Source organism: Cytobacillus sp. FSL K6-0129, from assembly GCF_038007625.1.
Classification (GTDB): Bacteria; Bacillota; Bacilli; order Bacillales; family Cytobacillaceae; genus Cytobacillus; species Cytobacillus kochii.
Window position 1 is genome coordinate 1546062 of sequence record NZ_JBBOXM010000001.1, and the last position, 15075, is coordinate 1561136.

The window sequence follows — 15075 nt, forward strand, 5'->3', positions numbered from 1 at the left end:
AATACTTGGTTATTTATCTAAATTTGTTAATTCACGGACGACTACTCTCGAGCCCTCTGCTTTTATGACTTCCACTTTTGCATCTTTTTTAATAAATCCACCTTCACTAACGACATCAATTCTTTCATTTTCAATGACAATCGTTCCTGATGGACGTAACCCTGATAAAGCATAACCTTGTTTTCCAATTAGCTCTGAACGGGATTTATTTGAGATGTATCCTCTTTCAGTATTTGTAGAATCGCTTAAAATTAGTTTTTTGAAAAATTTCATTTTTTTACCAAACACCTTTACCATTAGAATAGAAACCGCAATAGATAATATAGCCGCAATCATAATGGAGGTTGCCATTTGTTGCACATCAGCCCCAGCCATGAATAAACTCCCAATTACTGCAGCAATCCCCAACACACCGGCGATACCACCTGGGAGGAAAAACTCTGCGATAATTAACCCAATTCCAATAATAAATACAATGAGTGATTCATACCCGGCAAATCCAGCAACCATATGACCATAGAAAAATAAACCAAGAGCTGTGAGTCCCATTATACCTGGAATACCAAAACCAGGAGAATAGAGCTCTAGCAATAATCCAATGCTTCCTATAGAAAGAAGAATAGGCACGATGATTGGATGTGTAATGAATCTAGCCAATTTCTCAGAAAAACTTTCCTCGATAGACCTTACTTCTGCATCTTCATAACCTAAATGTTCTAAAAGCTCTGCTTGCGTAGCAAATGTTCCTTCTGAATATTCTACCTCGTCTGCTTGACTAGCAGTTAATGTCAATAGCTTTCCTTTTGGTGCACCTAATTCAGGTAGATCGATTGAATCATCTGCCATTGCTTGAGCAATCTCTGGATCTCTCCCACTTTGTTCAGCAGCTGCAGTCATAGCAGATAACCATGATGAAACTGCTTTTTTGTTAGCTGTGTTGCCTTCTTGGTCGATAATCGCCGCCGATCCCATTGTAGCCCCGGGCGTCATATAAATCTCATCCATGTTTAATGAAATATACGCACCAGCTGACAATGCTTGTTTATTTACAAATGAAATCGTTTTAATATTTGTAGATGTTAATACTCTGCCAATTTCCTTAGCTGCTTCTACTTCACCGCCAGGCGTGTTTACTTCGAAAATAATCGCACTTGCTTGATTTTCTTCAGCTGTAGTCACCGCTCTATTGATAAAAGCATGCAATCCTTTTTCAACAGTATCTTCTATTGGTACGACATACACAACCTCGTTATCAGCCTTGCTGATCGGTGTCATCATTACGAAAAATGCCCATAAAAATGAAAGGATGATTGTCGCTTTTCTCATTCTCTTCTCCCCTCCCCCCTTTTACAGAAATACCTATGATAGTTATACGGCTGACGCGTGAAAAGGTTTCATTTTTCTTTTCTTATTTTGATTATTTATAATTACATAAAGTAAAAAAGTGTGACTATGTAATATATATAAAAGAAACCTTACTACTAGTATGGCATCTTTTAGACAAAATAAAAAGACCGTAAGCTCGAAAGCTCCGGTCTTTCCGTACATCTTTTTATGAAAGGTGTTGTTGTACAAGTTTATTAATAAGTGCACCGTCTGCCTTACCTTTTAGCTTTGGCATAATGGCTGACATCACTTTACCCATTTCAGCTTTCGATGTAGCGCCTGTATCGGCAATGGTTTGTTTGACGATAGCAGATACCTCTTCATCAGAGAGCTGCTCAGGCATATATAACTCTACGTACTGTAATTCAGTACGAATTTTTTCAACTAGATCTTCACGACCTGCCTTGTCAAATTCATGGAGGGAATCCTTGCGTTGCTTTACTTCGCGAGAAAGGACAGTAAGTTCCTGATCCTCGGTAAGATCTTTTCCTTCCTTGATCGCCTCATTTTGCAATGAAGCTTTGATCATCCGAATCACAGTTAACTTATCTTTTTCTTTGTTCCTCATCGCTTGTTTCATATCTTCATTTAAACGCTCGAGAAGACTCACTTACATACACCCTCTCTTAAAACTTGCGCTTTCTTGCAGCTTCAGACTTTTTCTTACGTTTGATACTTGGTTTTTCGTAGAATTCGCGCTTTCTTGCTTCTTGCAAAGTACCAGTTTTTGATACTGAACGTTTGAAGCGACGAAGAGCATCTTCAAGCGATTCGTTTTTACGAACGACGGTTTTAGACATTCTCTTTCCCTCCCTCCGAGCACAACACACTTACATGTCAACATGGAATACCATGTACTTTGCAATTATAATATAACAGCGGTGTGAGGTCAACTGTATTTCACCTAGTCTTTCGCTGTTTAAAGATAAATGTACGTTTGTCTTATTTATTTTTATTATTTAATTTTTTGATTCTTCCTATGCATGTCCCTCAATTTTTCACCATATGCTTTCCTAGGAGGGACAAAGCATGACTTCATTACTCATTTTTATAATAATGATTGCTGTTTTTATTTTTGGCATGACTTTATTGCGGAAAGGGCTATTCTATTTATCAGCAGATTCAACTAAACGCTGGTTAACTAAGTTTACAAATACACCTCTTAAAGGGATGATGGTTGGCATTATCTTAACTGCTATTATGCAGAGTAGCTCCGCAGTTATGATTATTACCATTGGTTTAGTTGCCGTACACTTACTTACTTTCCGCCAAACGATTGGTATTATTTTAGGGACAAACATTGGCACCACTATCACAACGGAGTTAATTACTTTCGATATAGAATCTTTTATTTTACCGATTGCTATAATCGGCATGTTATGTGCATTCATCAGGAGGCGATCCTTTCAGAGTATCGGCATTGGATTAATGGGTATTGCTTGCGTATTTGCTGCTATGAGGGGGTTTGAACATTTAGCTTTTACCATTAAAGAAACCCCATGGGTAAAAGATTTTCTTATTACATTAGATCAAAGTCTATTATTAGCCGTAATAACCGGTATTGTTCTTACTGCGATTATCCAGTCAAGCACTGCCACTACAGGTATTCTAATGGGATTTTTAACAGCAGGTGGGATGGACCTTAGTACAGCGATTGCTATTATGCTTGGTTCCAACATCGGCACATGCGCTGACGCATATCTCGCCAGTATCGGTGGACGTAGAGAAGCAAAGTTAACTGCCTATGCTCACATTTGGTTGAATATTATAGGTGTTCTTCTCTTCTATCCTTTTATTGAGCTGCTAACAAATTTCGGTATTGGTTCAGCAGACCAAATTGATAGGCAACTTGCTCATGTTGGTGTCCTTTTTAATGTCATTACTTCACTTCTCGTTCTACCTTTTGCCAAACCTTTTAGTGACTTGATTATTCGCCTACATGACCGTAAAAAGTAGTGAATATCGTTGTGCTAATATACACCACAGTTAAAAAGAGAGACGAACATTCAGAATGTCCGCCTCTCTTTCAACAACTAGATTAATAATCTGTTGTACTTGTTAATCCATTTACGATAGCAATGCCTGAGCTTGCACCGATTCTAGTCGCACCAGCATCAATAACTGCTTGTGCATCTTCTGCACTTCTCACTCCACCAGAAGCTTTGACGCCAATATCGGGACCTACCGTTTCTCTCATTAATTTCACGTCAGCAACAGTCGCGCCACCCGTTGAGAAACCAGTTGATGTTTTAACGTAATCCGCTCCTGCTTTAACAGCCAATTGACATGCAATTACTTTTTCAGCATCTGTTAACAAACTAGTTTCGATAATCACTTTTGTTAAAGCCTTACCATCTGCCGCTTCCACAACTGCACGGATATCCTCCTCCACAACTTCTAATTTCCCACTTTTAAGTGCGCCAATATTAATAACCATATCAACTTCTGTGGCCCCTTGTTTGATGGCTTGTGTTGTTTCAAAAGATTTAACTTCTTTATCCGATGCACCTAAAGGGAAGCCAATGACTGTACAAACAGCCACATCTGATCCCTGTAAAAGTTTAGCCGCTTGTGAAACCCATGTTGGATTTACACATACAGAAGCAAAACCGTTCTCTTTTGCCTCGTTACATAAAGTATTAATTTGCTCAACCGTTGCATCAGCCTTCAATAATGTATGATCAATCATTTTTGCTATATTATTTGTCATCAATGAACTCTCCTTTTTTTATAAAATGCTTTTATACTTAATTCTTCTGCTAGTTGTCCGTACCTCTGTTATCATATCATTTTATGAATGAAATATCGAGATTCTCTTTAGTAAAATGAGAAAAACTGTTTTAATTTAGGTTCCAAAAGATAATAAGACTGTTTTACAAGATGTTAAGGACATTATTTATTCCCAGGACTTTTATTATCCTTATATTGAAAAGCTATTATTCATGTAATATATATATTGAAAAATGTAAAATATATGTTACGTTTATAAAAGGAGTGATACAATATTTGGATAATAAGGTTAAGATTTCTCGTATACAAGTAGATTTAACACAACAACAACTTGCAGAAAAGATAGGTGTTACTCGCCAAACCATCAGTTTAATTGAGAAGGGTAAGTATAACCCTTCTCTCAAGTTATGTCTGGATATATGTTACGCAGTTAATAAAACTTTAGATGAAGTATTTTGGATAGAAAAAGGAGGCTGATAATATATGAAAAAAATCACAGATGAACGTTTAGTTCTACAAAATTTAAAAAATATACGTATTGCATTTATCATCCAGACCATTGGAATTCTTGGAATTTTAGGTTATGACTTAGTTACAGGTGGGTTAGATGAAATGAGAAAAAACCCACTATGGACAGTATTTATAATAACCGCAGTTGTTTCAGCCTATTTATCAATGAGTATTAGTGCAGACCATGAAGATAATAAGATAAACCCCCGGAAAAGTCTAATTATTTCATTAGTAATTCTTATTTTGATTACAACAGTTGTTGGTTTTTTTGTATCTCTCACACAAGGATTTTCTATCATGAATGGAGTAATTGTGGGTGCTATTCTATTTATTTGTGGCCTAATTCCAATCATTTATATCTATTACTTAAGAAAAAATCGACAAGATAAAGAATCCGAATAAAATTGAAAAATAACCTATTAAGGGATCACTAAAATAAAGAATTACTTAGGGTTTCATTCGTTTTCCTAGATTCACCATTTACCTTACTCCGACTATTTTTCTTACGGAATAAAAATGCAGTAAAAAAAGCTGACCGGTCAATGAACGGTCAGCTCTAATCGTTTATACTGCTTTTTCTTTCATCTCATCCATGACACGAATAAATTGCCCTTCGTTATATGGATAACCTGCTTTTGTTATCTTCACTTTGACTAATTTACCTACCATCTCTTCTGTTGCAGGCACAATCACTTTTAAGTAATTATCCGTATAGCCTACATACAAATTCCCGTCTGGCGCATCTTTGTATTTTTCTTCAGGGATGATCTCGAGTACTTCATCTTCAAAGCGACTTGCGTACTCTTTCGCTAGTTGATCAGATAAATGAATTAAGCGATGAACTCTTTCATTCTTAACTTCTTCATCAATTTGATCAGTCATTCGTGCTGCTGGTGTGCCTGTTCTACTTGAATAAGGAAAAACATGAAGCTCTGAGAATTTATGTTTTTTAATAAAATCATACGTCTCCATAAATTCTTCTTCTGTTTCACCAGGAAAACCGACAATGACATCTGAAGTAACTGCTAAACCAGGTAAGGCTTCTTTTAAGCGCTCAATACGTTCAGCGAAAAACGCCATCGTATACTTTCGACGCATTCTTTTTAATACTGTGTCCGATCCTGATTGAATCGGAATATGCAGATGACGGACAACAACCTTAGAGTTTCTAATTACTTCAATCACTTCATCCGTAATTTGACTCGCCTCAATAGAGGATATACGAATCCGTTTAATGCCTTTAACCTGTTCTTCTAAATCCTTTAGTAGCATAGCTAGATTATAATCCTTAAGATCCTCGCCATAACCGCCAGTATGTATCCCGGTTAAGACAATTTCTTTGTAACCAGCCTCCACTAATTGTTGCGCTTGATGAATCACTTCTTTGGGGTCTCTAGATCTCATTAAGCCACGAGCCCAAGGAATGATACAAAAAGTGCAGAAGTTATTACAACCTTCTTGTATTTTTAATGAAGCACGCGTCCTATCTGTAAAGGCCGGAACATCTAGTTCCTCGTAAACCCGATTTTTCATAATATTTCCGACACCATTAATCGGTTGACGTTCACTTTTATATTGCTCAATATACCCTAACATTTTCTTCCTGTCTTGTGTTCCAACGACAACATCCACACCTGGGATGGCCATGATTTCTGCCGGTGATGTTTGGGCATAGCATCCTGTTACACAAATGACAGCGTCCGGATTTTTTCGAATGGCTCTACGAATGACTTGTCTGCTTTTTTTATCACCAGTATTCGTAACCGTACATGTGTTAATCACATACACATCAGAGGTAGATTCAAAACCGACACGATCGTATCCTTCTTCTTTAAACAATTGCCAGATGGCTTCTGTTTCATAATGGTTTACTTTACAACCAAGTGTATGAAAAGCTACTGATGGCATATATCTTCACTCCATTAATTCAAAATGATAAGAAACAGCTGAAAGTACATAGGAAGGTGCTGTTTCAGTTCTTAATATTCTTGGTCCTAATCCACAAGAAATAAACCCTTCATCCTCTAAAAGCGTTATTTCTTTTTCTGTCAGGCCACCTTCTGGCCCAAAAATAAATAATAAAGAGTCTCCCCGGGACATACCCTTGAGTACTTGGTGAAAAGCCGATGATTCACCTTGTTTACTACTTTCTTCATAAGCGACACATTTATAATCATAATTTTTACTTATTTCTAGTAACTGCTGTAAGGACTGTGGTCCATACACATGTGGTACTATGATGCGATGAGACTGCTCGGCCGCTTCTTTAGCGATCTTTTGCCAACGATCTTTCTTTTTATTCGCCTTTTTTTCGTCTAACTTTACAATGGAACGAGCTGACATAAAAGGGATAAACCGATGGGCGCCAAGTTCGGTGCCTTTTTGTATTATCCATTCGAGCTTATCCCCTTTAGGCAATCCGCTCACAATGGTAACATCAACAGGTAATTCGACATTTTTCTCTATCCATTGTACAACTTCTAACTCTACCACTTCAGAGGTAATGTTAACCAGTTTACATTGAGCTGCTTTTCCGTCAGGGTCTACACAAATAATTTCGTCACCTACATTCATCCTCATTACGCGGGTAATGTGGTGATAATCATCACCTGTAATAAAAAAATGATCATTTTCTCTATGATTCACAAAATATCGTTGCATATATATAACCCCTTACTAAACGAATAAATAGGGGGAATTCATGACTCCCCCTAGTACATTACTGCTTTTTACCTATAATGGCAACCCAATCTTCCATTTGAATTGTCTCAACAATGTCAAAACCACTTGAAATCATCGCCTCTTTGACAACCTGTTTTTTCTGCTGAATAATGCCAGAAGCAATAAAATGACCTCCTGGTTTCACCACTTGCGCGACATCATCTGTAAAACTTACAATTACTTCTGCTAAAATATTGGCGACTACTACTTCAGCTTGTACAGTAATATTATCTAACAGATTACCTTGAGAGACTTCAACAATATCCTGCACTTTATTTAACTTGATATTGATTTTCGCTGAACGTACAGCTACTTCGTCCAAATCGAGTGCAGTAATATTCTCTGCACCGAGCATCGCTCCAGCAATACTGAGTACTCCTGACCCCGTTCCCACATCGATAATATGATCACCAGATGTAACAATATGCTCTAGTGCTTGAATACACATCACTGTTGTTGGATGAGTTCCTGTTCCAAATGCCATTCCTGGATCCAATTCAATAATGAGTTCATCACTACTTACTGGTGTATATTCTTCCCAAGTTGGAACAATCGTGAATCGTTTAGAGATTTTCACAGGGTGATAGTACTTCTTCCAAGCAGTCGCCCACTCTTCTTCGTTCACTTCACTAATACTGACCTCATTTTTACCAATATCAATATTAAACGATAAAAGGTTACTAATGGCATTCTTTATTTCTTCTACTGTTTCGCCTAAAAAGCTATTAATCGGTAAATATGCTTTAACGATTACGCCTTCCTCTGGATAATCATGTGGATCGAGCTGGTAGATTTCGCCGTATTGATCTCTTCGTTCTTTCGTCAATTCAAATGGATCTTCAATCACTACACCACTTGCACCTGCTTCATGAAGAATATTTGAAATCGGCTCAACTGCTTCGTTCGCCGTGTGAACACTAATCTCTGACCATTTCATCTTACTACCAACTCCATTTCACTTATTCACCCTTAAAGGCACGCTTTACTTTTGAGAAAAACCCATCTTCTTGTTCACCTTGAGGTACTTTGCCACTCACTTCTGCAAATTCATTTAATAGCTGTCTTTGTTTATCTGATAACTTCGTCGGTGTTACCACTCTAACAATAATATGTTGATCACCAGTACCATAACCTCTCACATTAGCTACACCTTTTCCTTTTAGACGGAACTTTGTACCTGTCTGTGTTCCTGCTGGTACTTTGAGCTTAACCTTGCCGTGAAGTGTTGGAACTTCTACTTCATCCCCAAGTGCAGCCTGCACAAATGTAACTGGCATTTCACAATAAATATCGTCGCCATCCCTCTCAAAGAACTCATGTGCACGAACGTGGAAAACAACATATAAATCACCTGCTGGTCCACCGTTTACACCAGGTTCCCCTTGAGAAGATACACGAAGTTGCTGACCATCATCAATACCTGCTGGAATTTTCACACTGATTTTGCGACGTTTTTTCACTTTACCGTCGCCACCACATGTTGAACATTTATGTTTAATCTCTTTGCCTGTACCGTTACAATAATTACATACACGACGGTTGACAATCTTACCAAACGGTGTATTTTGCTCTACATTTAATTGACCGGAACCATGACAATGTTTACACGTTTCAGGTTTCGTCCCAGGTTTCGCGCCTGAACCATTACATGTTTCACACGTTTCTTCACGTGGAATTTCAATTTCAGTATCTTTACCAAAAGCGGCATCTTCGAAAGATACCGTCATATTATATTGCAAATCAGCACCTTGGCGCGGTGCATTCGGATCTCTTCTTCTTGATCCTCCACCAAAGAAAGAACTGAAGATATCTTCAAAGCCACCAAAGCCTTCGAAGCCACCACCAAAACCTTGGTTTGGATCTGTATGACCAAATTGATCGTAATGAGCTTTTTTCTGATCATCACTCAATACTTCATAAGCTTCTTTCACTTCTTTAAACTTTTCATCCGCACCCGGTTCTTTATTAATATCCGGATGATACTTCTTCGATAATTTTCTGTATGCTTTCTTTATTTCATCCTTAGACGCACCTTTACTTACGCCTAGGACTTCATAGTAATCTCTTTTATCCATGATTACCACTCCCCGATCCATTTCACATAAAAATAATTGTATCATCCCACCAACCCAAAAGGCAATAAGAAAAGCGGAAGCGGCTTGCTCTGGAGCGACAAGCATAAGGCGAGGTTGGCTATGAGGTTGTTCTTACCTCATAGACAGCTTTGACTTATGACCTCGAGCTCCATGCCGCTGCAGCTAGACAATAAGAAAGCGGAAGCGGCTTGCTCTGGAGCGACAAGCATAAGGCGAGGTTGGCTATGAGGTTGTTCTTACCTCATAGACACAGCTTTGACTTATGACCTCAAGCCGATGGCACCTGCAGCTAGATCATAAAAAAGCGAAAGCAGTTCGTCCACTTTATTTCACCTCTACGGGTGAGGATACATGATTTTTATGACTATTTTATGTTCTTTTCATTAACAAAGTGTGGTTTATAGTTTAGAAATAAGAAGTAAGCTGACGATTGCTTCCTTACTTCTTATTTCTAAAACAAATGCCACTTAAATAATGAACTTTTTAATGCAAAAATAAAGCCAAAGCCAAGTAATACCTGACTTTGACTTTTGTTAGGACTTTAAAATTATTTTTTATCGTCTTCTACTTCTTCGTACTCTGCATCTACCACATTATCGTCTGCTTTTTTAGATGCATCGCCTTCTGCACCTTGAGCTGCTTGTGCTTGTTGTTGTGCTTCTTCATATAACTTCATAGTCAAAGCTTGAACGATTTCTTGAAGTGCATCTTTTTTCGTGCGAATGTCTTCTAAGTCACCTTTTTCAATGGCAGCTTTCAATTCATCCTTCGCTTCATTTGCTTTTGTCACTTCTGCTTCTTCTACTTTACCTTCAAGATCTTTTAATGTTTTTTCAGTAGTGAAAACTAATTGATCTGCTTCATTGCGAAGTTCAACTTCTTCTTTACGTTGTTTATCCGCTTCTGCATTATCTTCAGCTTCTTTCACCATACGATCGATTTCTTCATCTGAAAGACCTGTTGAAGATTTGATTGTAATAGCTTGTTCTTTATTTGTGCCAAGATCCTTCGCACGAACATTAACAATACCGTTTTTATCGATATCAAATGATACTTCAATTTGTGGTACACCACGTGGTGCCGGTGGAATATCTCCTAATTGGAAACGACCTAGTGTTTTATTATCTTGTGCCATTGGACGTTCACCTTGAAGTACATGGATATCAACAGCAGATTGGTTATCAGCAGCTGTAGAGAATACTTGTGATTTAGATGTTGGGATTGTTGTATTACGTTCAATTAGCTTCGTGAATACCGCACCCATTGTTTCAATACCTAGTGAAAGTGGAGTTACGTCAAGTAAAACAACGTCTTTCACATCACCAGTGATGACACCACCTTGAATGGCAGCTCCCATCGCTACGACTTCATCAGGGTTTACCCCTCTATGTGGGTCTTTACCTGTTTCTTTTTTAATCGCTTCTTGTACAGCTGGAATACGTGTAGAACCACCAACAAGAATGACTTTATCAATTTCTGATGGAGAAAGGTCAGCATCTTTTAACGCTTGGCGAGTTGGTCCCATTGTGCGTTCAACTAAATCTGCAGAAAGCTCATCAAATTTTGCTCTTGATAAAGTAACTTCTAAGTGAAGTGGTCCAGCTTCACCTGCTGTGATAAATGGTAAAGAAACTTGCGTAGAAGTAACACCTGAAAGATCTTTTTTCGCTTTTTCAGCTGCATCTTTCAAACGTTGAAGAGCCATTTTATCTTTAGCTAAATCAATACCATTTTCTTTTTTAAATTGTTCCACTAAGTAGTCAATGATCACTTGGTCAAAGTCATCTCCACCTAGTCGATTATCACCTGCAGTTGCTTTTACTTCAAATACGCCATCTCCTAATTCAAGGATAGAGACGTCAAAAGTACCACCACCAAGGTCATATACTAAAATCGTTTGATCTTCGTCCGTTTTATCCATACCGTAAGCAAGTGCGGCAGCAGTTGGTTCGTTAATGATACGTTCAACTTCTAACCCCGCAATTTTACCCGCATCTTTTGTCGCTTGACGCTCAGCATCATTAAAATAAGCAGGAACAGTGATAACAGCTTTATCAACTGTTTCTCCAAGATAATCTTCAGCATAGCCTTTTAAGTATTGAAGGATAGCTGCAGATACTTCTTGTGGAGAAAGCTCTTTACCTTCTGCTTCTACTTTATAATCTGTTCCCATATGGCGTTTAATTGAAATAATTGTATTCGGGTTCGTAATTGCTTGTCGTTTAGCTACTTCCCCTACTTGACGTTCACCATTTTTGAAAGAAACAACTGATGGCGTTGTTCTATTTCCTTCAGGATTTGGAACTACCTTTGCTTCGCCGCCCTCAAGCACAGCAACACATGAATTTGTTGTTCCTAAGTCAATACCAATAATTTTGCCCATGATCTATACCTCCATTACATAATATGTAGTTATTGATTTACTTTAACCATTGCCGGTCGAATGACACGGTCTTTCAGTAAATAACCTTTTTGAAATTCTTCAACGACTACATTAGAATCGTAGCCTTCTTCTTCCACCTGCATAACAGCTTGATGGAATTGAGGGTCAAATACTTGGCCTACAGCTTCAATCTGTTCAACGCCTTCTTTTTTCAACGCCTCGATTAAACTGCGATAAACCATTTCCATACCTTGTAGCAATGATTGCACGCTACTATCGTCTGAATTAGATTGCAGTGCTCTTTCAAAGTTATCAAGGGCTGGTAATAAATCTGATACTAAGCTTTGCGCTCTATATTTTTCAGACGCTTCACGATCTAACTTCGCACGACGTCTGCTATTATCAAAATCCGCTTGTAATCTTAAATAACGATTATCGGCCTCTTCCACCTTTTTCTCAAGCTCTGCCACCTTAGCTTCCAGCGCAGAAACCTCACTATTTACTTCAGATGAATCACCTTCAGATTGAGTGTCAGCAGCTTCACCAAAAACTTCTTCTGGTTGAATGTTTTCTTGCTCGGATTTGTTTACCTCTTCTTGTAGAGTCTCTTTTTCTTCTGCCAACTTTTTCACCTCCCTTAAATGCTATTGGGTTCATAGTTAAAGGGGTGGAAGCGAATTCCACCCTTATTCAATATTTCCAGGGTTATTCGTTTTGATACAGCCTTGTCAACTCATAAGATAAGCCTTTACTTAAAAATTGTAGCAAACTGATGACTCTGGAATATTCCATTCTGGTTGGTCCTAATATAGCAATCGTTCCCAATTGTTCTGCACCAATAGAATAGCTTGCGGTAATTAAACTACAATTATCCATCGCAGAATTTTTATTTTCGGTACCAATTTTCACTCGAATACCTGAGGAATGATTACGTATTAAATCATATATTCCTTCTTCCTGCTCAATCATATAAAGTAAGTCCTTTACCTTGTCTATATCATGAAACTCGGGTTGACTTAATATATTCGTTTTCCCACCAAAGAACAATTTCTCATTTGCAGGCATTTGAATCGTATCGATAATTGAGTGGTAAAGAAAGTCATAATGTTGGATATGCTGGCGTAAAACTATGGCAACTTCTTTATAAATCGTTTGATTTAGATGTTCAATTGGTACACCCACTAAACGATCATTTAAAATATTTACCATCATTTCAATATCTGCTGGGTTCATGGATTCAGGAAAATGAAACATTCTATTTTCCACATGCCCAGTATCTGTCACAATTATTGCAATGGCTGTGTGATCATTCAATGGAACGATTTGAATTCTTTTTAACCTATTCTCCTTCACTGCCGGACCTAAAACGATTGAAGTGTAATTCGTCATTTCTGAAAGGATTTTAGCTGATTTTTGTACAATTTTTTCTAATTCGTACATCTTATCACTGAAAATACTTTTCATTTGTACTACTTCACGTTTATTTAGTCGCTGCGGGGATAAAAGATGGTCGACATAGTATCTATACCCCTTCTCAGAAGGTATTCGTCCTGATGAGGTATGTGTTTTTTCTAAAAAACCAAGCTCCTCTAAATCAGCCATTTCATTCCTAATTGTCGCCGAGCTAAAAGAAATTTCATCTTTCTTAGATAATGTTCTTGAGCCAACCGGCTGTGCCGTCTGAATAAAATCATCAACAATCACTTGGAATATCAACAATTGACGATCTGTTAACACAGTAATCACCTCTGTTAGCACTCTCATTTAATGAGTGCTAAATCTAATAATAAATTATCAAATCTAGGAGCGAGTGTCAATCATTTGCGCCTTATCTCCATCATAATTATTAAAAGAAAGACAACAAACCATCATTCAAGGAAGAATGTTGAATGTACCACTCGTTTGATCATTGTTTAGAATACAATGATTTCAACATATTTTGCTTCTTTCTACGTACCACCTGATCAACGAAATAGAGCGGTAGCTTTTACCGTTCTAATCATTTAATAAATGATTGAAAAACTTCATTGCCTAACAGTCGGCCTTGCTTTGTTAATTGAATAGAATCACCTTTTATTTCTAGTAAAGACTTCTGTTCATGTCCTAGTAATTCTTCGCGAAATACCTCCATAATATCTATATCGTATTTATCCTTAAACTCTTTCATAGAAACACCTTGTGTTTTCCGAAGTCCAAGAAACATTTCTTCCTCCATTTTCTCCTTCTTCGTTACTTCATGTTTATCCATAATAGGCAACTCATTTTGATCTAATGGTTCCATATATTTTTTTAAAGGACCGTAATTCGAGCGACGATAACCTTCCACATAGCTATGGGCACCAGCACCAAACCCAAAATAAGCTTCATTATTCCAATAGGTCAAATTATGTTTACTTTCAAAGCCAGGTTTAGAAAAATTACTAATTTCATACTGCTCAAAGCCATTCTCTTTCATTTTTTCCATTAATAACTCATACATGGCTGCCTCAACATCCTCCCCAGGGGTATGAAGTTTACCTTTACGCATAAGGTTATAAAATACTGTTTTTGGCTCTATGATGAGAGAATAAGCAGAATAATGCTGAACATCTAATTGAAAGGAAGTGGTTAAAGTTTCTTGGAAGTCTGCCATCGTTTGAGTAGGCAAACTATAAATAAGGTCTATACTCATATTTTTAAAGCCAGCTTTTTTTGCTGATTCCACTGACTGATATACATCTTTCGCCCGATGTACTCTACCAATTTTCTCTAACAATTGATCATTAAATGTTTGTACACCTAAGCTTAATCGATTGACCCCATAATCATACAAAAGCTTAAGTTTTTCGTATGACAAGTCCCCTGGATTAGCTTCAAACGTAAACTCATACTCACCAGCAAGAGGTAATCTTTTGCGAATTGACTCTAGAAAAGTTGCAAGTTGCTTTTCATTCAAAGCAGTCGGTGTACCTCCTCCGACAAATATAGTCTTAAAAGGAGCGTAGTCGCTGCTGTTCATCGTAATTTCCATTTCTTTATCTAAATATTGTAGATACTCATCTACTGGTTGTCCCTTTAAGAACACTTTATTAAAATCACAATAGTGACAGATATGCTCACAAAACGGTATATGAAGGTATGCCGCTTGAATCATTACTTTCACAACCTTACTTTTTTAGGTTTCTCATCATCTAGTGATGAGTCTAGCAAAAACAATCTTTATACTCTCCAATTTTAGTCTCTTTGTTTCTGCTTCTATTTTAAAATTAA

The 15075-nt window shown here is 37.5% G+C and carries 15 protein-coding genes; 3 read left to right on the forward strand and 12 right to left on the reverse strand.

Annotated elements, in window-relative coordinates; all coding sequences use genetic code 11:
- Positions 1–9 precede the first annotated feature (9 nt).
- The 3 genes from MHI57_RS07590 to rpsU all read right to left on the reverse strand — a co-directional run bounded on the left by MHI57_RS07590 (position 10) and on the right by rpsU (position 2186).
- On the reverse strand, positions 10–1326 hold the full coding sequence (locus tag MHI57_RS07590) for an NfeD family protein (RefSeq protein ID WP_340975651.1): 1317 nt from the start codon (positions 1324–1326) through the stop codon (positions 10–12).
- Positions 1327–1552: 226 nt separating this feature from the next.
- Positions 1553–1996, reverse strand: coding sequence for a GatB/YqeY domain-containing protein (locus MHI57_RS07595; protein ID WP_095372517.1), 444 nt, complete (start codon positions 1994–1996; stop codon positions 1553–1555).
- 16 nt (positions 1997–2012) lie between these two features.
- Complete coding sequence (gene rpsU, locus MHI57_RS07600) at positions 2013–2186, reverse strand: 30S ribosomal protein S21 (protein ID WP_066201342.1); 174 nt, start codon at positions 2184–2186, stop codon at positions 2013–2015.
- A gap of 229 nt (positions 2187–2415) precedes the next feature.
- Here rpsU and MHI57_RS07605 point away from each other — a divergent pair, with 229 nt between their 5' ends.
- Positions 2416–3342, forward strand: a complete 927-nt coding sequence (locus MHI57_RS07605; protein ID WP_095372516.1) for a Na/Pi symporter — start codon at positions 2416–2418, stop codon at positions 3340–3342.
- An 82-nt stretch (positions 3343–3424) separates the two neighbouring features.
- Here MHI57_RS07605 and deoC read toward each other — a convergent pair whose 3' ends face one another.
- Positions 3425–4096 (reverse strand): deoxyribose-phosphate aldolase, encoded by a 672-nt coding sequence (gene deoC, locus MHI57_RS07610; protein WP_095372515.1) that lies wholly within the window; start codon positions 4094–4096, stop codon positions 3425–3427.
- A 296-nt stretch (positions 4097–4392) separates the two neighbouring features.
- On the opposite strand from deoC, the gene MHI57_RS07615 reads away from it, so the two are divergent.
- Complete coding sequence (locus MHI57_RS07615) at positions 4393–4593, forward strand: helix-turn-helix transcriptional regulator (RefSeq protein ID WP_157733932.1); 201 nt, start codon at positions 4393–4395, stop codon at positions 4591–4593.
- 6 nt (positions 4594–4599) lie between these two features.
- Positions 4600–5028 (forward strand): hypothetical protein, encoded by a 429-nt coding sequence (locus tag MHI57_RS07620; RefSeq protein ID WP_095372513.1) that lies wholly within the window; start codon positions 4600–4602, stop codon positions 5026–5028.
- A 162-nt stretch (positions 5029–5190) separates the two neighbouring features.
- Here the strand turns inward: MHI57_RS07620 and mtaB are convergent, their stop codons facing one another.
- The 8 genes from mtaB to hemW form a co-directional block, all read right to left on the reverse strand.
- Positions 5191–6534, reverse strand: coding sequence for a tRNA (N(6)-L-threonylcarbamoyladenosine(37)-C(2))-methylthiotransferase MtaB (mtaB, locus tag MHI57_RS07625; RefSeq protein ID WP_095372512.1), 1344 nt, complete (start codon positions 6532–6534; stop codon positions 5191–5193).
- A 6-nt stretch (positions 6535–6540) separates the two neighbouring features.
- Positions 6541–7287 carry a 16S rRNA (uracil(1498)-N(3))-methyltransferase gene (locus tag MHI57_RS07630; protein WP_281202237.1) on the reverse strand — a complete coding sequence of 249 codons (747 nt, stop codon included), beginning with the start codon at positions 7285–7287 and terminating at the stop codon, positions 6541–6543.
- A gap of 58 nt (positions 7288–7345) precedes the next feature.
- The gene (gene prmA, locus MHI57_RS07635) at positions 7346–8284 is read right to left on the reverse strand and encodes a 50S ribosomal protein L11 methyltransferase (protein ID WP_340975660.1); all 939 of its coding nucleotides are present in this window, start codon (positions 8282–8284) and stop codon (positions 7346–7348) included.
- Positions 8285–8306: 22 nt separating this feature from the next.
- Entirely contained in the window at positions 8307–9422 is a 1116-nt protein-coding gene (dnaJ, locus tag MHI57_RS07640; protein WP_340975662.1) for a molecular chaperone DnaJ, read from the reverse strand.
- A gap of 568 nt (positions 9423–9990) precedes the next feature.
- Positions 9991–11826, reverse strand: a complete 1836-nt coding sequence (gene dnaK / locus MHI57_RS07645; RefSeq protein WP_095372509.1) for a molecular chaperone DnaK — start codon at positions 11824–11826, stop codon at positions 9991–9993.
- Between the two features lie 29 nt (positions 11827–11855).
- A complete protein-coding gene (gene grpE / locus MHI57_RS07650; protein ID WP_095372508.1) occupies positions 11856–12449 on the reverse strand; it encodes a nucleotide exchange factor GrpE in 594 nt (197 codons plus the stop codon).
- A gap of 82 nt (positions 12450–12531) precedes the next feature.
- Complete coding sequence (hrcA, locus tag MHI57_RS07655) at positions 12532–13563, reverse strand: heat-inducible transcriptional repressor HrcA (RefSeq protein WP_095372507.1); 1032 nt, start codon at positions 13561–13563, stop codon at positions 12532–12534.
- A gap of 262 nt (positions 13564–13825) precedes the next feature.
- Positions 13826–14959 (reverse strand): radical SAM family heme chaperone HemW, encoded by a 1134-nt coding sequence (gene hemW / locus MHI57_RS07660; protein WP_095372506.1) that lies wholly within the window; start codon positions 14957–14959, stop codon positions 13826–13828.
- Positions 14960–15075: the final 116 nt, after the last annotated feature.

Bases quoted from the DNA above. Each gene is read 5' to 3' on its own strand.
- MHI57_RS07590 (WP_340975651.1), bottom strand. From the start codon at position 1,326: ATGAGAAAAGCGACAATCATCCTTTCATTTTTATGGGCATTTTTCGTA.
- rpsU (WP_066201342.1), bottom strand. From the start codon at position 2,186: ATGTCTAAAACCGTCGTTCGTAAAAACGAATCGCTTGAAGATGCTCTT.
- MHI57_RS07605 (WP_095372516.1), top strand. From the start codon at position 2,416: ATGACTTCATTACTCATTTTTATAATAATGATTGCTGTTTTTATTTTT.
- deoC (WP_095372515.1), bottom strand. From the start codon at position 4,096: ATGACAAATAATATAGCAAAAATGATTGATCATACATTATTGAAGGCT.
- MHI57_RS07620 (WP_095372513.1), top strand. From the start codon at position 4,600: ATGAAAAAAATCACAGATGAACGTTTAGTTCTACAAAATTTAAAAAAT.
- mtaB (WP_095372512.1), bottom strand. From the start codon at position 6,534: ATGCCATCAGTAGCTTTTCATACACTTGGTTGTAAAGTAAACCATTAT.
- MHI57_RS07630 (WP_281202237.1), bottom strand. From the start codon at position 7,287: ATGCAACGATATTTTGTGAATCATAGAGAAAATGATCATTTTTTTATT.
- prmA (WP_340975660.1), bottom strand. From the start codon at position 8,284: ATGAAATGGTCAGAGATTAGTGTTCACACGGCGAACGAAGCAGTTGAG.
- dnaJ (WP_340975662.1), bottom strand. From the start codon at position 9,422: ATGGATAAAAGAGATTACTATGAAGTCCTAGGCGTAAGTAAAGGTGCG.
- dnaK (WP_095372509.1), bottom strand. From the start codon at position 11,826: ATGGGCAAAATTATTGGTATTGACTTAGGAACAACAAATTCATGTGTT.
- hemW (WP_095372506.1), bottom strand. From the start codon at position 14,959: ATGATTCAAGCGGCATACCTTCATATACCGTTTTGTGAGCATATCTGT.